Source organism: Clostridia bacterium (assembly GCA_024653205.1).
Taxonomy (GTDB): Bacteria; Bacillota; DSM-521; order Neomoorellales; family SLTJ01; genus JANLFO01.
This window is the reverse complement of the sequence record JANLFO010000008.1, coordinates 55,840-74,359: the sequence shown is the minus strand read 5'-3', so window position 1 is coordinate 74,359 and position 18,520 is coordinate 55,840. Positions and strand designations below refer to the sequence as shown.

The window sequence follows — 18,520 nt, the reverse complement described above, 5'->3', positions numbered from 1 at the left end:
GCCGTCAGTAAAGATAAAAGACGGACCGCACCTGCTCGAAAAGCTGGGCCAGCAACTGCACCACCCACATCAGCACCAGGGCCACGCCGGCCAGAGTGACCAGGTGGGCCAACTCTTCCTTGCCCGCCTGTTTCAATACGGTGTGAAGTACTGCGGCCAAAATGCCTACCCCGGCAATCCGGAAGATGAGTTCGATGTTCATACCCCTCACCCGTTTACCAGTACAGGAGCACGATGACCGCCGCCCCGCCCAGGAACCCCAGGGCCTGCCATATCCTGGCCTGGCGGGACCTGGCCTCGGCCGCCCTTTGCTCCAGATGTCGCAGCTGCGTTCGTGCCAGTTCCAGCTTTCTCACCTGGTCCTCCTTGTCTCCCCATCCCAGGCCCCGACCCAAATCCACCAGCACGGCCAGGTCCTCCTCCTCCAGAGGGGCGACGGCCCGGAGTTCGGCCAGGCCCGCCTGCCAGGCCTCATCGGCCGCGATGCCCCGGCGCTCCTCCAGTGCCCTGCCGGCCACGGCAAAGAGCCGGCGCAGGGGGAAGCGGCATTTCTGTGCTACCCGGAGGAAGGCTTCGGGCAGGGGCATGGCCGCGTAGGCGATTTCGGTCTCCAGAAGCTGGAGGGCCACCTGAAGCTCCCGCAGGATCTCCTGGCGCCGAACCAGATTGCCCGCCAGAACCAGGCCCAGGGCACCGCAGGCCAGGAAAACCAGGAAGGCTCCCATCAGCTTCAGTTTAGACCCTCCCCTCGGCGGCGGCCGGTCGGAGCGAGGCCCGCCACGGCCCCCGAAACAGCACCCGGCCGGAGCGGTCACGCACCGCCTCCACCGTACCCGGCCCCAGACGCCGGCTCAGCACCACAAAGCGTTCAAACCCTCCGGATTCCAGGAACTGCCGCCAGGCCGGCCGGCGCTGGAGTTCCTCCAGATCCGCAGCGTGCACCGTAGCCACCACCCGGACCCCGGCATTCAACACCTCCCAGAGCGCGGCCAGGTCCTGCGGCCCGCCCATCTCGTCGGTGGCTATCACGCGGGGAGACAGTGCCCGAAGCAGTACCAGCATTCCCTGAGCCTTAGGCCATCCGGAAAGCACGTCGGTGCATGGGCCGACCTCGTTCTGCGGTATCCCCTCGAAGCAGGCGGCGATTTCTCCCCGCTCGTCCACCAGGCCCACGCTGGAAGGCAATATTCCCAGGTGGGGTACTCCGGCACTCAGGTGTCGCACCAGGTCGCGCAGGAAGGTGGTCTTGCCCGCCCGGGGAGGGGATAGTACCAGAGTGTGGCAGGGTAGCCCGGCGCTCCGATCCCACAGCCAGGCCAGCACACCCAGGCTACAATCCAAGACCTCCCGCGCCAGGCGAAGGTTAAGGCTGGCCACGTGCTTCATGCCGGCCACCCGCTCCTCCCCCCTTACCGCCTCTCCGGCCAGTCCCAAACGATGGCCGCCGGGCAGGGTGAGATAGCCCTCGCGCAATTGCTCGGTCAGGGCGTACCAGGAACTGCGGCTGACCGCTTCCAGAGTAAACTTCAGGTCCTCTCCGCTCACCGCGTACGCCCGTCTCGCGTCTACGGTCAGCTGCCCTTCGGCGGTTACAAAACGCGTGGCCGCGGCGGTAACCACCGCCAGGGGTCTTTGCACCCGGAGCCTTATCTCTTCCAGCTCCCCCAGCACCTCCGGCGCCAGACGGCGCAGAGCCTCCCGTACCGGCGGTGCCACAAAGGGCAGGATCTCCTTTGGCAGGCGATCGGCCAAGCCGGTAGTTGCCAACTTTTTCCCCTCCACCCCATAGATATTAGCCGCTCTCGCCGGATATGCCCGTACCGTCATCCGGCTCCAGACAAGCTTCGGCCCGCAAGAAAAACCAGGCGGCCGCCTGGTGGCGGCCGCATCGGGCAAATGGCACCGTTCCGGTTTTTCCCGTCCGGGGCAGTGGTTCTAGGCCTGACCCTCCGGGGCGGGAGCGCTTTCCTGCGCGTCAACCCTTTGCGCCCACGTGCCGGCCTGGGTGGTGAATACCACCGTACCGCACTGGGGACAGTTCACCTCTACCTCACCCTCGTCCTCGAGGAGTTCGGGGTCGAAGCAGACGGTCTCCCGACACTCTGGGCACTCCACTTCCACGTGCTCCGGCTCCTCGTCGTCTTCCTCTCGTTCCTCCGGGCCGTACACCTCGTCCTCCAGACGAAAGAGGTCCTGATCGACGCTCTCCAGGTACTCCTCGGTTTCCTCCTGAGCTTTCTGCAGCTCGGTTACCGCCCCTACCAGACTGTCGAGCAACTCAAGCACCTGCTGCATTATCTGGCCTTCCCGGGTGGTGGTATCCAAACCCAACCCGGAAACCATGCCCTGGAGGTAGGCCATCTTTTCCTTCAGGTCCGCCGTTGCCATTTCCGCGACGATACCCCTTTTTCGGCTTACTATCCCCTCTATTTATGTATCCCCTACACGCGTTCGATATACTCTCCGGTCCGGGTATCGATCCGTATCACGTCGCCTTCCTCGACAAAGAGGGGTACCTGGACCACGGCACCGGTCTCCAGCGTGGCCGGCTTGGTCCCTCCGCTGACCGTGTCTCCCCTGACACCGGGCTCCGTATGCACCACCCTCAACTCCACAAAGTTGGGGAGCTCCACGCCTATGGTCTCACCCTCATAGAGCAGTACATAGACCAGCATGTCGTCTTTCAGGAACTGGGTAGCATCTTCCAACTTTTCCCGGGGCAGAGAGAGCTGCTCGTAATTCGAGGTGTCCATGAAGACGTAGTTCTCGCCGTCGTTGTAGAGGTACTGCATTTCCCGCCGCTCCACCCGGACCTGGGGAACCTTCTCGCCCGCCCGAAAGGTACGCTCGATTACCGCTCCCGTACGCAGGTTGCGCAGCTTGGTACGCACGAAGGCCGCGCCCTTGCCGGGCTTGACGTGCTGGAACTCCACCACTGCGTAGAGCTCGCCGTCTACCTCGATCTTCACCCCGGTCCGGAAGTCGTTGGTGGAAATCACGCTCTCACCTTCCCACGATTAGAAAGTTCTTGGGGGCCCGCGAAAGCACCTCGGCCCCGTTCTCGGTTACCAGCACCAGGTCTTCTATACGCACGCCGCCCCAGCCGGGCACATAGATTCCCGGCTCCACGGTGACCACCATGCCCGGTTCCAGGATGACCTCCTCGCCGCCCAAGCCCGGCTCCTCGTGTACCGCCAGGCCCACGCCGTGACCGAGGCGGTGCCCGAAGCAGTCCCCGTAGCCCGCCCGGGAAATCTCCTCCCGGGCCAGGGTGTCTATTTCCGCCCCGCTAACCCCGGGACGCACGGCGGCCAGCGCCTTCTCCTGGGCGGCCAGTACCACGGCGTAGACCTCTCGCTCCTTCTCTCCCGCCCGGGCCACCGCCACCGTGCGGGTGAGGTCGCCGTGATACCCCAGCCAAACCGCCCCGAAATCGGCCAGGAGAAGGTCTCCCTCCCTGACCGGCTCGTTACCGGGAAGGGCATGGGGCCGGGCGCTCCTTGGCCCCGCAGCTACAATAGTAGGGAAAGAGACCCCTTCCGATCCGTTCCGGCGCAGGAAACAGTCGATTTCCAGGGCCAGTTCCCGTTCCGTCAGGCCCGGCCGGACCCGCTCTACCAGGTGGGCAAAGGCGGCGTCCGTCAGCCGCGCCGCCTCGCGCAGCCGCTCTATCTCCGCCTCTTCCTTTACCCGGCGCAGGCCCTCCACCAGGCCTGCGGTCGGCACCAGGGAAGCCGGCGCCAGGGCCTCGGTCAATTCCCGGTAGCGGTCGTAGGTCAGGTGCCGGGACTCAAAAGCTACCCGGCGCCATCCCCGATCCTGTGCCAGCTTCCTGACCGCCTGCACCCAGCCGCCCTCGATACGCACCGGTTCGGCGGCCCTGACCTCTTCCTCGGCCGTCTCCAGATAGCGAAAATCGGTTAACAGCCAGGAGCCGGCGGGCGAGACCGTCAGTACGCCCTCTCCGGAAAAACCGCTCAGGTAAAAGCAGTTCTCCGGGCAGGTGACCAGAAAAGCCTCGGCCCCGACGTCCTCTAGCCCTTTCAGTATCCGGCCCTGGCGCCGCCGGTAGGTTTCCTCCCCCAGACTCAGCATGTTCTTTTCTTCCCTTCTCCCCTACCCCGGCAGCGAAGTCTAGGACGGCGGCTCTCCCTTCGCCAGGTAGACAGCCGCCTCCAGGGCCAGCAAATAGCTCATCACCCCGAAACCGGCAATCTGGCCGGTGGCCGCCGGCGCCACCACCGAAAGACGGCGGAAGTCTTCACGCGCGTATATGTTGCTGAGATGGACTTCTACCGCAGGCAGATCTACGGCCTTGATGGCGTCGTGCAGGGCCAGACTGTAGTGGGTCAGGGCACCGGGATTGATCACCACCGCCTGGACCCGGTGCCGGGCCTCGTGCAGCCGGTCGATCAGCTCCCCCTCATGGTTGGACTGGAAAACCTCCAGCTCCACACCCAGCGTATGCGCCCGCTCCCGGAGCCGGCGGTTAACTTCCTCGAGGGTGACGGTGCCGTACACCCCGGGTTCCCTCTCGCCCAGGAGATTCAGGTTGGGCCCGTGCAGAATCAGTACGCGCAGCGTGACCACCGCCCTAGCCGCTTACGGTAAGCCGTCCCACCAGGATGGTGGGGGCTCCGGTGCTTCCCAGAAAGGTAAGGTCTCGACCGCAGGCCTCGATCGCGCCCAGCCATTCCAGGATGTTACCGGCTACCGTAATGCCTCTCACCGGCGCGGTTAACTCGCCGTTCTCGATGAGGCGGCCCGCCGCGCCCACGGAAAAGTCCCCTGAGACCGGGTTGGCGGTATGCATGCCCAGGACCTCGGTGAGATAAAGCCCCGAACCCACTCCCCTGATCAGGGCTGCCGGGTGCTCTCCGCCCGGCTGCAGGTAGCAGTTGGTGGTTCCCACTCCGGGCAGGCTGCGAAAAGAACCCCGCGCCGCGTTGCCGGTAGTCTCCTCTCCGGCCCGGGCGGCGGTATAGCTGTTGTGCATGAAGTTGCTGACTATCCCCGCCTCCAGGAGGAGGTTGCGGCGGCAGGGTACTCCTTCCCCGTCGAACGGTGCGGAGGCCAGGCCCCCGGGAAGCAGGCCGTCGTCCACTACGGTAACCGCCCCACCGGCTACCTTCCGGCCCCGTTTGTCGGCCAACAGCGAGCGGCCTTTTTGCACCGCATCGGCGCTGAAGGAAGGAATCAGCAGGCCAAGGAAGTTGATGGCCACGTAGGGATCCATGACCACCGTCGCCCGCCGGGGAGTAATCGGCCGGGCGCCCAGCATTTCTACCGCCCGGGAAGCAGCCTGCCGACCCACACCCTCCGGGTCCAGGTCGGCATACCTGGTGCGGTATTGAAAGGCAAACCCGGTTTCGTGGTCACCGTCTTGAGCGGCGACGAATACCGCGCTGAGGCCACAGTGAGCGCCCCGGTAGGCGGCGAGGAGCCCGTTAGAGTTGGCCAGTACCACCCGGTAGCGGCTCTCCTCGTAACTGGCGGTCTCGGTAAGACGCACGCGGGGGTCGAGACTTCGCCCGGCCTGTTCCAGGCGCAGCGCCAGCTCCACCTTCGCGTCCGGCGGCGTACGCTCCAGGCTCGGGTCATAGAGGTCGAGGTTTTCCGGGTAGACCGCCGGTCCGGGCAAGACCTGGTAAGGATCCTCGCTGGCCGCCGCGGCATTGGCCAGCGCTTCCTCCACCAGCCGCACCAGCCCATCACCGGAAAGGTCGGTGGTGTAGGCGAAACCCGGCTGTCGACCCATGAGCACCCTCAATCCCACGCCCTGCTCGCGGGCGATCTTCAGATCCTCGACCTTCTGATCCCGGACTTCGATCCCGGTCTCTTCCTCTTCGGAGAAATACGCCTCTGCCGCCCGGGCCCCGCGCCGCTGCGCCTGTGCCACCAGATCCCACACGATATCCTTTTCCCGTCCGAAATCCCCGCTCATCTTACCGTCCCCCTCCGGACCGGCAAAGGCCGGACAGGCTGTCGCGCGGGCCACCGGTTGCAGCTTCCGCCTCGCCCGCTCCGGCCGTTCCCCCCACCACCAGCGAGGGTATGCGCAGGGTGGGCTGGGCATCGCTCACCGGCACGCCCTGGCCGTTCTTGCCGCACACGCCGATGCTGAAACCCAGGTCGCCTCCGACCATGTCCACCTGCCGCAACACCTCGGGGCCGTTGCCCGTAAGCGTGGCTCCCCGGACCGGCGCGGTCACCCGGCCCTGTTCGATAAGGTAGCCCTCGGCCACCTCGAAGACAAAATCCCCGTTGGTGGTATTCACCTGGCCTCCGCCCATCTTCTTCACCAGCAGTCCCCGTTGGGTACGGCGGATGATCTCCTCCGGGTCGTGCTCGCCGGGTGCTATGTAAGTATTGCGCATGCGCGGCAGGGGCCGGTACTGGTACGACTCCCGCCGCCCGTTACCGGTAGAAGGCCGGCCCTCCCGGCGGGCCGTAAGGCGGTCGTACATGTATCCGCACAGCACACCCTTTTCGATCAGCACCGTCTTTTGCCCCGGGGTGCCCTCGTCGTCAAAACGGTAAGAACCGAACCTGCCCTCCAGGGTGGCATCGTCGACCACCGTGACCAGCGGGGAGGCCACCGGCTGGCCCAGCCGGCCGGCGTACACGGAGAGGCCTTTCTGCACCAGGTCGGCCTCGAGCCCGTGGCCGCAGGCCTCGTGCACCATGGTACCTCCGGCCTCGGCGGCCATCACCACCGGCATCCGCCCGGTGGGTGCGGGCCTGGCTTCCAGCATCAGCAGGCTCCTGCGGGCCGCAGTGCGCGCCACCTCTTCCGGGGGCTGGCGTTCGAACAGTTCCAGTCCCGAAAAGCCGCCCACGGCTTCGTAGCCAGTCTGCAGGAGGCCCCCGGCTACCGCCACCGCATGTACCGCCAGGCGAACCCGTACCCGTTCGTCCTCCACGTAGTCGCCCTCGCTGTTGGCTATCCAAACCCGCTGAAGGGTATCGGCATAGTTGACCATAACCTGCTTGATGCGGGGATCCTCGCGTCGGGCGGTGGCGTTGGCCCGCTGCACCAGGGCCACGCGGTCGGACACGGCCGCCTCGGCGGGCGGCCGAAGCACCGTCAACTCGTAGGGCACCGGCGTCCGGCGCAAATTTACCACCGCCGAACCCCCGCCGCGGAGTTTGGCCGCCTCCGCCACCGTACGCGCCAGCCCCAACAGGGCTTCCGGGGATAGTTCGTTGGCGTAGCCGTAGGCGGTGCTTTCGCCCACCAGCACCCGCAGACCGATCCCCACCTCCCGGCCGGTCGTCACCTTCTCGATGCGGTCATCCTCGCAGACGACTGCGGTACTGTGGCGTTCCTCCACGAAGACCTCGGCGAAGTCTGCCCCCTGTGCCATGGCAGTCTCTAAGACCCTGGTCAGTTCCGCCCTGCCCAACGCCGACGCCAACCAAAGCCCCCCTTCAGGCCAACTTCAGTCCGCCCGCGTTTGCGGGCCCGACCCTTACTATTATTCCCGTCGCCGCAGAGTTTTCCTTCCTCCCTAGTCCTCCCAGCCGTGGCCCCGCCGGCAGCGCCCCCGGCCCCTCTCGACGCTCACCTCGGCATCCTGACTGCGGCAACGGGGACAGACGGCCTCGGCCGCGTCCGACATCCTCCCCTGCTCCCACTGGTAACCGCAGGCCCGGCAAAGGAACCTGCGACCGGCGAGCACGAAATGCCCCCCTTCTACCCGGATGGCCCGGCCTTCGACCAGCGCCCGGGCCACTTTCTCCCGGGCCAGGGTGAGGATACGCTGAAAGGTCGGGCGGGAAACCTGCATCCTCTGGGCGCACTCTTCCTGCTCCAGCCCCTCCAGGTCTTTTAGCCGCAAAGCCTCCAGTTCCTCCACGGCCAGGCACTCTTCCTCCAGGTCCCTTAGAGGAACTCCGGCCGGCTTGAAGTATACGCAGGGCGGCAAGTACTCTACCCGCCGCCACTTGGGTGGACGCGGCAAGCTAATCCCTCCTGCCCGATGCCGCCTCTAGGTCCCCGGCCCACCGGCAGCCCCTATCTCCAATTGCTGCACCACTTCAATAAACACTTCCACCAGGTGGGGGTCAAACTGGGTGCCCGCGCCCCGCCGCAACTCCGCTACTGCCTCGCCGAAGCTCAAAGCGTCGCGGTAAGGCCGGGGGGTGCGCATGGCATCATAGGCGTCGCAAATCGCCAGGATGCGGGCCTCCAAGCTGATCTGCTCCCCGGCCAGGCCCCGAGGGTAGCCCTTGCCGTCATAACGCTCGTGGTGCTGCTCCACGATGGGGATCACCCGGGCCAGTTCCTTCACCGGCTCGATTATCTGCGCGCTCATGAGCGCATGGCGGCGAAGAGTCTCCTTCTCGTCCGGAGAAAGGGGTTTGGTCTTAATAAGTATTTCCTTGTCGATGTTAACCTTGCCCACGTCGTGCAGCAAGGCCGCCCGCTTAACCAGCCGGACGCGTTCCGGCGCGAACCCCAGCCGCCGAGAAAGCGCCTCGGCATACCGGGTGGTGCGCTGGGAATGGCCGTAGGTGTAGCGATCCCGGGCGTTAATGGAAAGCAGGATGGAGCGAATGGCCCGCATGAGGTGGGCGGTAAACTCCCCCTCCTCTGCCTCCTCTTCGACCGGTGACCCCCGGACCAACTCTTCCAGAGGCGAATGGTAGACTACCACCCGGTTCTTGCCGCCCTCCTTGGCCCTGTATAGGGCCTGGTCCGCCTTGCGGATCAACTCTCCGGCGCTTTCTGCATCCTTGGGGAAACTGGCTATACCTACGGAAACGGTCAGCAAGTCCTGGGCGGCGCCGGAGTCGGCGCCCACCAGCTTGGCGGCATAGGCCTCGATGATCTCTCGGATCCGCTCTCCGGCCTTTTGGGCTACGAGGGAATCCATTTCCACGAAGATTACGGCGAACTCGTCCCCTCCGTAGCGGGCGACCACGTCTTCGTCCCGAACGCCGTCACGAAGCAGGCGGCCCAGATCTTGCAGCACCCGGTCGCCTTCCGGGTGCCCCAGGGCGTCGTTATAGTACTTGAAGTAGTCTACGTCGATCATGGCCAGCGCCAGGACGGACTCGTACCGCCGGCAGCGGCTTATTTCCTCCGCGAGGCGCTGCTCAAAGTAACGACGGTTGTAAAGCCCGGTCAGGCCGTCGGTTATGGCCAGTTCCTCCAGCAGGCGATTGCGCTCCGTCAGTTCCCCAACTTTTTGCTCCAGGTCCGACCGGGCCTGCCGCAGCCGGCGGTTCTGGCGGTACAACACCGCCGCCACTCCGGCCGCCCCTACCGCGGCAAACCAAGGCCAATCAGACATTTTCCGGTCTCCCTTCAGCGGAAAAGGCGAAAACGCGCAAGCACTACTACTACCCGGTCGTATTCCCCCAACCCTACCTTTTGCCAGCGCGCATGCACCCGCAAGCGCTTCACCCCGTCCAGAGAGCCGAGTTGTTGACGGCTTACAAGATAGGGATACTGGGAAGGCTTGAGCAAGGGGCCGGTATAAATCAGGCGGTCGTCGGCATAGAAGGAAACCACCGCTCCGCCGGCGCTGTTGCAGGTAGCGTCCTCAATACCCAGGTACACCTCTGCCTCCCGGTATTGCCCCGCCAGATCCACCACCACCTCCGCCTCCTCCCCCGCCTCCAGCTCTACGGCGACTCCCCGGCTGAACGGCCGCGCCGCCACCATGAAGTTGCGCCGGGGCTGCTGGTAGAAGGGGCCGATGTTGCGAAGCACGGTCAGGTCTTCCAGCCAGACATAGGAGGGGGCAGAGGCGGGTGAAGCGCTGCCGCCGGGACCGGCTGCACCGCCGGAGTTGTCGGTGGCACCCAGGTAAACCGTGCCCGTGGCCTGATCCCAGCGCAACGGAATCCCCAACGCCGTGGTCAGTTCCCGCAGCGGGACCATTATCGTGCCCCGGTCCTGAAGAAGAAAGGGCTTGACCTCGGGCTGCCAATCGGTACCGTTGATCACCACCCGTATAGGTCCCAGCAGCACCGGGACGCGGACGGGCGTCCATTTGGCCCCCGCCAGCGCCGGAGCCACGGCCACCCCTGCCCAGAGCGCCAGCCCGAGCATCCACCATTTCCAGTGCGATCCACCTCGATTCATCTGCCGCCCTCCATTGCCCCTGGCCTGCGCCTCCTAGCGCCGTACTGGGAAGGTGTACTGGTGGGAGGCATTAGGTGTCGGCGCCTCGGGCCAGACGTTAACCGGCTTCGACTCCGAATCTGGCTGCGCCTCCTGCTTCTGCGTCCGGCCGCCCAGGGTCTTCTCAGGAGAAGCCGCCCCGGCGGCGGTGCCGACGCCGATGCCAGAAGCAGGCCCCTCTTTCACCGTACCGCTGGCTGCCGGCGGCGTCCCCGGCAGCGTGACCGCCGACAGGGGCTCAAACGGGTTCCTTTGCACCGCACCGGGCACCTCCCTGAGGGCGGGCGAGGCAAGGGCCTGGAAGAATACGTCTAGGTCGAGCTCTGCCTCGATCCCGGCCCCTTCCTCGGCGAGGCTCATCCGAAGGTCCCGGACGTAAATCGGTAGCTCCTCCACTCTCTCCAGGAAGGCCTCCACTTCCTCGTAAGGACCCGCCACCTTCAGACGGAGGGGATAGACCCGATAGAACCCTTGGTCCACCTCCGCCCCCGGCACCAGCTCCCTTACCTCCAAACCCGCAGGTAGCAAGCCCAAGACGCAGTTAAGCGGCCCGGCCTGCCCCACCGTCTGAAAAGGCCGGCGGACTTCCGCGAGGGCGGCCTCGGCCCTGGCCGTTTCTTGCTTGAGCTCCGGCAGGCGTTGGGCCTGGTACTGCGCCCGAACCAGAGCCTGGCGCTCCCCGGCTACCGACTCTCGGAGCTGGAGGTACCGGGGCCAGGCCACGCCAGCCCCGAGGCGGTAGAAGGTCACCGCCCCTAGAACCAGACATAGGAGGAGCAAGAGCTGCTTCTCCCGCGCGGTGCGGCTCAATCCCCTTCCCCTCGCTCCGGCAGCAGAGGTCTTTCCAATACTGCCTTTACGGTGAATTTCAACTCCGAATCCCCTTCCACCTTCACCAACTTCGGCTCCCGGACGCCGTCCAGCAGCGCCAGTTGCTCCACAAACCGGGCCACTCCTAAAGGCGATTCGGCGCCGCCCTCCAAAGTGAGGTCTGCCGCCTGAAGGGAGAGATCCGTCAGCCAAACTTCCTCAGGCATGCTAGCCCGCAGGTCCGCCAAAAAGCGAGACCACAGAAAGCGCTTCTGAAGCACTTCCTCCAGGGCCGCCTGTTCCTGGCCGATCTGGGCGAGTTGCCGTTCCAATTCTTCGGCTTCCGTGGCCTTCTCCGCTACCCCCGCTCTGGCCACGGTCGCCCCCTGCAGCTCCTGCACCAGGCGCCAATAAGTGGCACCCGCCAAGCCCAGCCCGGCGGCGACGGCCAGGCACACCGCCAAAAGCGCCACCTGCCGCCAGGGCAGGCTTCGGGGGTGGGGCCGTAACTCGGGAGGCAAAAGATTGACCGCCGGCACTAAGGTATCACCTGCCGTAACGCGGTTCCCAGGGCCACGGCTGCTTCCGGATCCACGGACAGGCCTTCCATCAAGGGCCATAGGGGCTTAACCGGCAACCCGATCTCCGCCTCCAGCCAGGAGCAGACTTCCGAAGACTGGCCTAAGGCACCGCTGAGGTATAGGCTACCCCAGCCTGCGGACCGCCGCTGGGCCCGAAAGAAATCCACCGAGCGGCGCACCTCGTAGGAAATGCCCTCTAAGGCATCCTCCCAGGCCCGGCCCGCGGAGGGCGCCGGATTTGCCGCTGCCGCGGTGGCCGCCACCTCGTAAGCCGTCGAAGCCGCAGCCGACGACCCCCAGCCCTGGGGCAGCGAGCGGCACAGCTCCACCTGGGAGCCGTACAGAATCACTATGTGGGTGCAGGAATACCCCAGGTCGATTACCCCCACCGCCCGCTCCGCCGGGGAATCGCCCAGCGCCGCGACCAGCACCCGTTGCCAGGCCAGGGGCACGATATCCAGTGCCACCAACGAGAGCCCTGCCGCCTCAAACACTTGCGCATAGCTGCGGGCCATTTCCAAGGGAACGGCGGCCAGCAGCACCGCCCACATTTCCCCCTCTTCGTCCCGCTCCTTCCCCAGCAAGGCAAAATCCACGCTCTGCTCCGCCATCCCCACCGGCAAATACTGCTCGGCCTCATACCTCAGGGCCCGTTCCAGCTCCGCCCGGGGCATAAGGGGCAGGCGCAAGTGCCGGGTAATGAGGCGGCTGCCGCCCACGGAGGCAAATGCCTTGCGTCCCAGCCACCCTTGCCCGGCCGCCAAATCTCTTAGAATTTCCGCCACCACCGCCGGAGCCCGTACCGCTCCGTCAGCCACTGCGCCCGGCGGAAGGGCCTGGGTTACCGCCGTCCGGGCCCGCCACCGCTTCCCAAGCCCGACTACCTCCACCGCCCGCACCGCCGAGGCCCCCAAATCGAAGCCGAGATAACTGCGACGACCCACCCGGAAGGCGCTTAGCCCCCTACCCACCTTCCCACCCCTTACAAATCCTTCGTCCACCAACGGACAATCCGAGGAGCGACCGCGGAGGAAAGAAGGGGCGAGCCAGGGCCCAAGAATAGGCCCACTAGTTGCCCGTCATAAGAAAGTTCGAACATTGGATCGGCCTCACCCTGGCGATCCAGATTCCATGCTGCCACCGCCCCCACAATCTTGGTCTGGCTGTGGACCTTGAGGTTGGATCCCGTCCACAGCACGGCCTGCACTTCGTGGTTACCCACCTCGATGTCTCCGCCAGCGATCAAGGCGAGGGCGCTGGTTGCCTCGGCGCCTTCGGCCCTCACTATATCGGCGGCTATCTCGATGCCGTTCGTCGCCACCAGGACGGCGCGGCCGCTGTAGGCGATGGCTTTGTTTCCATGACTCTCTTTGTTCCCCTCACTCCCAAGGGTAAGCTTCCCCTCCACAAACAGAACCGCCCCGTCGGGAGTATGGGCGTCAATAAACGCCTGCAGTTCGTCTTGGCCCCACGCCAGGTCCCCCCGGATTACCTGTGCCGCCCTGTCGCGGTAGGCGGTCATGTCAGGCGCGGAAAACCCTGGCAGGAAAGGAGGGGCGTTCTCTTGGACGGTGCCCTCGATCACTCCGGGATTGAGGGTCTTGATTTCCCCCACAGCTCTTACCCCACCGTAGATCCGGCCCTTATTGGTCACGTTTCCTCCGGAGATGATCCAGCCGTCCCTGGCCTCGCTGTCACCTACCTGAACCGAAGGACCGATCTCCACGTCCCCGGCGAAAACCAGAGTGCCCCGGAGAAAGGTGTTACCGGTAAACCCGACCGCCTCCTGCGCACCCAAGACCAGGCCATACGCCCACGCCGGCCTCTGGACCCAAGCCGCCACCCGGCGCGTCCGGCCGCCGGCCTCACCCTGAGCCTCGATCTGGAGCATGTCTCCCAGGTCCTCCACTTTAATCTCTCGGATCCTTGCGCCCTCGCCCTCCAGCAGCGCCGCCTCCGGCGGAAGATCATCGCCGGGATATCCCGACCAGGACCAATCGGCACCCAGCGCCGCCAGGGCCGCAGCCAACCCCGCTTCCGCAGCGTAGAAGGCCTGCAGGCTCCTCAGCTCCGTGTTGCTCAACTCCCGGTAGGTGAGGGCCAGACTCAACCCGGCCAGACCCAATCCTAACAACACAGCCAGGGCCAACAACACCGTTACCAGGGCCACACCCCGCTGACCGAGAAGGCCCCTGGGTAGCGCACCCGCCCTTTTCGTGCTCACTCCCCGCCCCATCTTCGGCACCGACCGCCTATCCTCCCTGTACTTAGGGGAGCAAGACTGCCCTGGCCAGAAAAGCAACCTTGACCCGGCGTTCGGTTCCGCGCCTATCCTGGGCCCGCAGCGCTATCTCCACCAACCGGCAGTCGCCCTCTCCTTCGACAGGCTTCAGCTCAAATTCCGCGCCGACCACCCGATCGGCCAGAACCCGCCAGTTGTAGCTGGGATTGATTAGCCACCCGATGCGGGGGCCGCTCGCCCGCCCCTCCTTGAGCACTCCGTCCTTGACCTGGTAACGGATCTCCTTCCATTGCTTGTCGGGGTTGGTTTCGTTGGCATCCCACCACTTAAGGGTTAAAGCCGAGTGGTTCTCGTCCACCTTCACCGCCGCTGCCTCCCGGCCATACTTGCCCATCCTGGCCAGGGCCACCCGCAGGCTGTCCTGTGCCTCCTCCCGGGCCACCTGCACTTGCCAGGAGAGGGCCCCCTGTTGAAGCAAAGCGTAGGCGGCCCCCACTACGGTTACCATCAGAACCGCCGCGATCAACATTTCCAGAAGTGTAAACCCGGCGCCGTCCTGCCACCAACCGCTTTGCCGGCCCGATCGTTTCTTCCCTCGCTCGTCACCCGCCGCAAGAGCAGCCATCCCACCCGCACCAGCCTCACCACACCAGGGTAGTTAGAACCGCCTGATGCCCTCCAGGCCCCCGGACCTCTACTTTCAGCTTACGTAGCTGGCGCGGGGAGGCGTCTCCGTAAGCCGGGGTCAAGAAGGCCCGGTAGGCGTAATCCGGAAACCCGGCAAAGGGTCTAAACTCTGCCTCCACCCCATCGCTGGGATCCAGGTCAACTCCGTCACCCTGCAGCCGTTGGCCCAAGGTGGGCCCTTGACCCTGGTATTGGCGAAACCAATACAGGTACTGCTCCATCTTTCCCTGCGCCAGCCAGGCGAGCAAACTCTCTTCCCCCGCCCGCTCACCCACTCTCAGGCTCTGGGTATACAAGTCCATCAGGGGCACCAGCGCCAGGGCCAAGACCGCCAAGGCCGCCAGCACCTCTACGAAGGTGAACCCGGCCGCGACAGGGCGGTAGTCTGAGTAACCTTTGGGCATAGCCTCCGCTCCCCTCCGGCCCGCCGCCCGGTGCGCCTTAACGCCGGTCAGTTACCCAGATGTGGCCCGTTGTGCCACCCACCTTGACGAAGCGCTGGCGGCGGCTAACCTCATCCATCAGAGGGATGGTTATGTCTATGGAGCCGGAATTGGGCGTGCCCTCCAGGTTGAAGCGCACCACATTAGCAATCTTTCCGTTGCCGACCACCACCGAGCCCTCGAAGGCGATCCCGCTGGGAAGCCGCCTAACGATCTTGGTGCCCCCTATCTCTAGCCCCCGTTTGATGAGATATTGGTGAGGATCGCTGGCAAAATTAAACCGTATTTCCCAATTAGTACTCTCTCCGGCTACGGCCCCCTGGCGGAGCAGGCGAAGGTCGGCCGCCACCATCTCCGTCGCCTCCTTAAGTCGGTAGTCCTGCACCCACCGTTGGCCCTCGGGCGCCACTACCGCCACCAGGGTGCCCAGTATCGCCATAACCAGCAAGAGTTCGACTAAGGTCAGGCCACAGTCTCTTGACGCGTGCAATGCTTACTGCCCCTCGTGTCCAACCTGGTTCGAAAACAAAAGGCCCGCCTGTGGGCCCATTTCGACGCCTAGGCCTCCTTTTCCTCCCCGGAACCTCCGGCTTTCGTGGGCAGAATCCCTTTCGCTAGCCTCGTGGACTACGACCAGCCCGCCCAGGACAGATAAAATTGCCAAAGTGTTTCCCCGGCTGTGTGAACCGTTACCGCGGCCACGGCCAGAAACGGGGCAAAAGGAATGGGCTCCTTTCGGCCCCGGCGGCCGAGCAGAATCAGTAGCCCTCCTATTATCGCGCCCAGGGCGGCGGCCAAGAACAAGGTCATCACTGCTCCGGCCGGACCAAGATAAAGGCCGACAGCCCCGGCCAGCTTCACATCGCCCTCACCCATTCCGCCCCGGCTCAAGAGCGCCAACGCCGCCAAGACTCCTCCTCCTATCCCGGCGCCGGCGGCCACCTGCCACCACGCCAGTTCCTGGGTCCATAGATTCAGGGCCACCCCGCTGGCGGCGAGAAAGGCCACCACTTGGTTGGGGATGCGGTAATGGCGCGCGTCAATCAGCGCCGCCACCAAGAGCCCCGAGGCCAGCACCAGCCGGCTTACCAGCTCGGGCGAGGGCCCGTAGAGGTGGCAGAGCAACAGGAAAAGGCCGCCGGTGCCTAATTCTACCAGGGGATATTGGGGCGAAATCCTCTCCCTGCAATACCGGCAGCGCCCCCTGAGCCACAAGTAGCTCAGCACCGGCACCAGGTCCGCCGGCCCAAGCCGGTGCCCGCAATAAGGGCAGTGAGAAGGGGGGAATACCAGCGATTCCCCCCTGGGGATGCGGTAGATGCAAACGTTGAGGAAGCTGCCGATAGCTACACCTAGCGACAGAATGAGGAAAGCCAGCATGCAAGTAGAGCCCGCCTGGACCACCGAAACCAAACCCCAGGCCTTGAAAAGCTACCTTCGGTTTAGTCTTTCGTTAGTCCTTGGAGATTAGGATGTAAAGTACGTTACCCGACGAGGGAACGTAGACAACATCTCCCAGATCGTTCTTGAGCTTCGCCGCGGCGCCCGTTGGGCTTGAGCCCACCCCCGGTACTCGATCGACATATAACCATCTGTAGGTGCCGCTACCAGTAAGGGCTCCCCACGGATGGCCTGTAGGGGGGGACGAACTATTGTAAAACCTGTAGACACCGCCCCACGGATTGCGGCTGGGCCAACGCTCGAGGTAAGGCCCGGCCCAGCCATTGTAACCCGACGTCGGAGTCGTGGTGAGGTAGGAGTCTGGCACCGAACTAGTGTAGGTTGGAGGCCAGAGCCCAGTATCCGTATAAAAGTTCATTGCGGCCGCCTTGATGGCCTTATAGTCCGCCTCGGCAGCTGCTACCTTGCTCTTCTCAATTGATTGGAAGGCGTTAGGCGTAATTACCGCTGCCAAAATGCCGATGATCGCAATTACCACTAGCAGTTCAATAAGGGTAAATCCTCGCTCGCGCTTCAGCAGCCTTCGCATAGACGTACCTCCTTACCCTAGGGTCATACACGCACGCCGTTACCCGCTAGAACCTCATACCCCGCCCAATTTCGGCAATAACTCAGGACGTCCACGTCATTGTCAGAATGCCTGGTCACCACCCCCGCTGCTGGTTTGCCGGCTCGGCACCCCATGCCTTTGGCCTCCAGCAGGGCAAACCACCTTCCCGCCAAGAGCTAGCATGCAGAGGCCGGGCCGCCGCGGTTGCGTACCTCGGCAGCCCGGCCGCCCTAGACCATTCCGTCCGTAGGCCCGTAGCTTTGCGCCCCCGGCTTTCGCCGGGTTTGCCCTTTCGGGTACTTCCTAATTTAGGATTATATTTTTTTTCGCCTGCCGATGCTGCTCTCCTCCCAACCAGGCCTCGGTTTGGAAAATTTTTTGGCTAACGAACGCTCTGTATCAGGGTCAGCATGGGAAGCAATACCGATACCATTACTAGCCCCACAACGCCGCCCAGAAAAAGAATCAAAACGGGTTCTACCACGCTGGTAAGCCGACTCACGGCCGCGTCAACTTCCCGGTCGTAGAATAGGCTCAGTCGTTCCAACAGAAGGTCTAAAGCTCCCGACTCTTCGCCCACGGCCACCATCTCGGTGAGCATGGGCGGGAAAAGCCCGGTGCGGCCTAGGGCTCCGGCCAGACTTTCCCCGCGGCGGATGCCTTCTTGTGCCTGCGCCAGCCCCTGCTCCAGAACCACGTTCCCCAGCACTCCTTTTACCACCTCCAGGGCCTGCAAAAGCGGCACCCCGCCCCGAAGGAGGGTGCCCAGGGTGCGGCTGAGTCGGGAAATGAGAATCTGCCGGTATAGCTCCCCTAGCGCGGGGAGGCGCAGCAGCAGGCGATCCCATTGCTGGCGGCCGCGGGAGGTCTGCCGCTGCTGCCTTACCGCCAGCGCCGCCGCCACCGACAGCACAATCCACAAATACCAATACCGACGGCCGGCCCCCCCTGCCGCCAACACTATGACCGTAGGTAAGGGCAGAGGAGCCTCCAGACCGGCCAGCAACTGGCCGAAGGTGGGCAATACGTGAAGGAACAGAAAGGCCACCACTCCCAATGCCGCTAACAGCACGAAGGCCGGGTAGGTGACGGCCGAGCGCAACTTCTGGTACAGCTCGTGCTCCCGCTCGAAGTGGGTTGCCAGGCGCTCCAGAACCTCGTCCAACATCCCGCCCACTTCTCCGGCGGCCACCATGCGCACCATGAGCCGGGGGAAGACGCGGGGAAACGCATCCAGGGCTTCGGCCAGGCCCGAGCCTCCCTCCACCCGCCCCACCGCCCCGCGCAGGGCAGTCTTGAGCGCCCGATTGGCGGTCTGCTCCGCCAGAGCCCGCAAGCCGGGCACCACCGGCACGCCGGCGCCCACTAAGGTGGCGAACTGCCGGCAAAAAAAGGCCAGGTCGCCGCTCTTCGGCCGCGGTGAAACCCACTCCTCCCAAGGGAGGGGCAGGCGCAGCCGCCCGACGGCGGGCTGGAGCCTCACCTCCACCGGGAAGAACTGCTGGCGCCGAAGCTCCTGGGTCACGGCCACCTCGTTTTCCGCCTCCAGGGTACCCACGCGAAGCCGGCCGTGGGCGTCGCGCGCCCGGTAACGGTAAGTAGGCACTCCGG

Annotated in this window: 22 protein-coding genes and 1 riboswitch; all 22 genes read right to left on the bottom strand. The window is 64.7% G+C overall.

Annotated elements, in window-relative coordinates; translation table 11 throughout:
• Positions 1 to 4 precede the first annotated feature (4 nt).
• The 22 genes from spoIIIAC to NUV99_05845 all read right to left on the bottom strand — a co-directional run bounded on the left by spoIIIAC (position 5) and on the right by NUV99_05845 (position 18,515).
• Entirely contained in the window at positions 5 to 202 is a 198-nt protein-coding gene (spoIIIAC, locus tag NUV99_05950; protein MCR4419664.1) for a stage III sporulation protein AC, read from the bottom strand.
• Between the two features lie 13 nt (positions 203 to 215).
• Positions 216 to 725 carry a stage III sporulation protein AB gene (locus NUV99_05945; protein MCR4419663.1) on the bottom strand — a complete coding sequence of 170 codons (510 nt, stop codon included), beginning with the start codon at positions 723 to 725 and terminating at the stop codon, positions 216 to 218.
• A gap of 10 nt (positions 726 to 735) precedes the next feature.
• Complete coding sequence (spoIIIAA, locus tag NUV99_05940; GenBank protein MCR4419662.1) at positions 736 to 1,767, bottom strand: stage III sporulation protein AA; 1,032 nt, start codon at positions 1,765 to 1,767, stop codon at positions 736 to 738.
• Positions 1,768 to 1,935: 168 nt separating this feature from the next.
• Positions 1,936 to 2,388 (bottom strand): AraC family transcriptional regulator, encoded by a 453-nt coding sequence (locus NUV99_05935; protein MCR4419661.1) that lies wholly within the window; start codon positions 2,386 to 2,388, stop codon positions 1,936 to 1,938.
• A gap of 53 nt (positions 2,389 to 2,441) precedes the next feature.
• Entirely contained in the window at positions 2,442 to 2,999 is a 558-nt protein-coding gene (gene efp, locus NUV99_05930) for an elongation factor P (protein MCR4419660.1), read from the bottom strand.
• Positions 3,000 to 3,003: 4 nt separating this feature from the next.
• A complete protein-coding gene (locus NUV99_05925) occupies positions 3,004 to 4,095 on the bottom strand; it encodes a Xaa-Pro peptidase family protein (GenBank protein MCR4419659.1) in 1,092 nt (363 codons plus the stop codon).
• Between the two features lie 39 nt (positions 4,096 to 4,134).
• A complete protein-coding gene (gene aroQ, locus NUV99_05920) occupies positions 4,135 to 4,581 on the bottom strand; it encodes a type II 3-dehydroquinate dehydratase (GenBank protein MCR4419658.1) in 447 nt (148 codons plus the stop codon).
• A gap of 13 nt (positions 4,582 to 4,594) precedes the next feature.
• Positions 4,595 to 5,944: a TldD/PmbA family protein gene (locus NUV99_05915; GenBank protein ID MCR4419657.1), complete on the bottom strand. Its 1,350-nt coding sequence runs from the start codon at positions 5,942 to 5,944 to the stop codon at positions 4,595 to 4,597.
• A 1-nt stretch (position 5,945) separates the two neighbouring features.
• Complete coding sequence (locus NUV99_05910; protein MCR4419656.1) at positions 5,946 to 7,367, bottom strand: TldD/PmbA family protein; 1,422 nt, start codon at positions 7,365 to 7,367, stop codon at positions 5,946 to 5,948.
• Between the two features lie 144 nt (positions 7,368 to 7,511).
• The gene (locus NUV99_05905; protein MCR4419655.1) at positions 7,512 to 7,964 is read right to left on the bottom strand and encodes a DUF134 domain-containing protein; all 453 of its coding nucleotides are present in this window, start codon (positions 7,962 to 7,964) and stop codon (positions 7,512 to 7,514) included.
• A 27-nt stretch (positions 7,965 to 7,991) separates the two neighbouring features.
• Positions 7,992 to 9,299 carry a diguanylate cyclase gene (locus tag NUV99_05900; protein MCR4419654.1) on the bottom strand — a complete coding sequence of 436 codons (1,308 nt, stop codon included), beginning with the start codon at positions 9,297 to 9,299 and terminating at the stop codon, positions 7,992 to 7,994.
• A 14-nt stretch (positions 9,300 to 9,313) separates the two neighbouring features.
• Positions 9,314 to 10,096, bottom strand: coding sequence for a stalk domain-containing protein (locus NUV99_05895; protein ID MCR4419653.1), 783 nt, complete (start codon positions 10,094 to 10,096; stop codon positions 9,314 to 9,316).
• A 33-nt stretch (positions 10,097 to 10,129) separates the two neighbouring features.
• Positions 10,130 to 10,945, bottom strand: a complete 816-nt coding sequence (locus NUV99_05890; GenBank protein MCR4419652.1) for a type 4a pilus biogenesis protein PilO — start codon at positions 10,943 to 10,945, stop codon at positions 10,130 to 10,132.
• A complete protein-coding gene (locus NUV99_05885) occupies positions 10,942 to 11,484 on the bottom strand; it encodes a PilN domain-containing protein (GenBank protein MCR4419651.1) in 543 nt (180 codons plus the stop codon). Before NUV99_05885 ends, NUV99_05890 begins: the two co-directional genes overlap by 4 nt.
• A complete protein-coding gene (gene pilM / locus NUV99_05880) occupies positions 11,484 to 12,497 on the bottom strand; it encodes a pilus assembly protein PilM (GenBank protein ID MCR4419650.1) in 1,014 nt (337 codons plus the stop codon). Before pilM ends, NUV99_05885 begins: the two co-directional genes overlap by 1 nt.
• An 11-nt stretch (positions 12,498 to 12,508) precedes the next feature.
• Entirely contained in the window at positions 12,509 to 13,771 is a 1,263-nt protein-coding gene (locus NUV99_05875) for a hypothetical protein (GenBank protein ID MCR4419649.1), read from the bottom strand.
• A 22-nt stretch (positions 13,772 to 13,793) separates the two neighbouring features.
• Entirely contained in the window at positions 13,794 to 14,393 is a 600-nt protein-coding gene (locus NUV99_05870; protein ID MCR4419648.1) for a prepilin-type N-terminal cleavage/methylation domain-containing protein, read from the bottom strand.
• A gap of 16 nt (positions 14,394 to 14,409) precedes the next feature.
• Positions 14,410 to 14,859, bottom strand: a complete 450-nt coding sequence (locus NUV99_05865; protein ID MCR4419647.1) for a prepilin-type N-terminal cleavage/methylation domain-containing protein — start codon at positions 14,857 to 14,859, stop codon at positions 14,410 to 14,412.
• A 37-nt stretch (positions 14,860 to 14,896) separates the two neighbouring features.
• A complete protein-coding gene (locus tag NUV99_05860; protein ID MCR4419646.1) occupies positions 14,897 to 15,388 on the bottom strand; it encodes a prepilin-type N-terminal cleavage/methylation domain-containing protein in 492 nt (163 codons plus the stop codon).
• A gap of 137 nt (positions 15,389 to 15,525) precedes the next feature.
• Positions 15,526 to 16,278, bottom strand: a complete 753-nt coding sequence (locus NUV99_05855) for a prepilin peptidase (GenBank protein ID MCR4419645.1) — start codon at positions 16,276 to 16,278, stop codon at positions 15,526 to 15,528.
• A 73-nt stretch (positions 16,279 to 16,351) separates the two neighbouring features.
• Positions 16,352 to 16,888: a type II secretion system GspH family protein gene (locus NUV99_05850; protein ID MCR4419644.1), complete on the bottom strand. Its 537-nt coding sequence runs from the start codon at positions 16,886 to 16,888 to the stop codon at positions 16,352 to 16,354.
• Positions 16,889 to 17,121: 233 nt separating this feature from the next.
• Positions 17,122 to 17,208: riboswitch (cyclic di-GMP riboswitch) on the bottom strand.
• 83 nt (positions 17,209 to 17,291) lie between these two features.
• A complete protein-coding gene (locus NUV99_05845; GenBank protein ID MCR4419643.1) occupies positions 17,292 to 18,515 on the bottom strand; it encodes a type II secretion system F family protein in 1,224 nt (407 codons plus the stop codon).
• Positions 18,516 to 18,520: the final 5 nt, after the last annotated feature.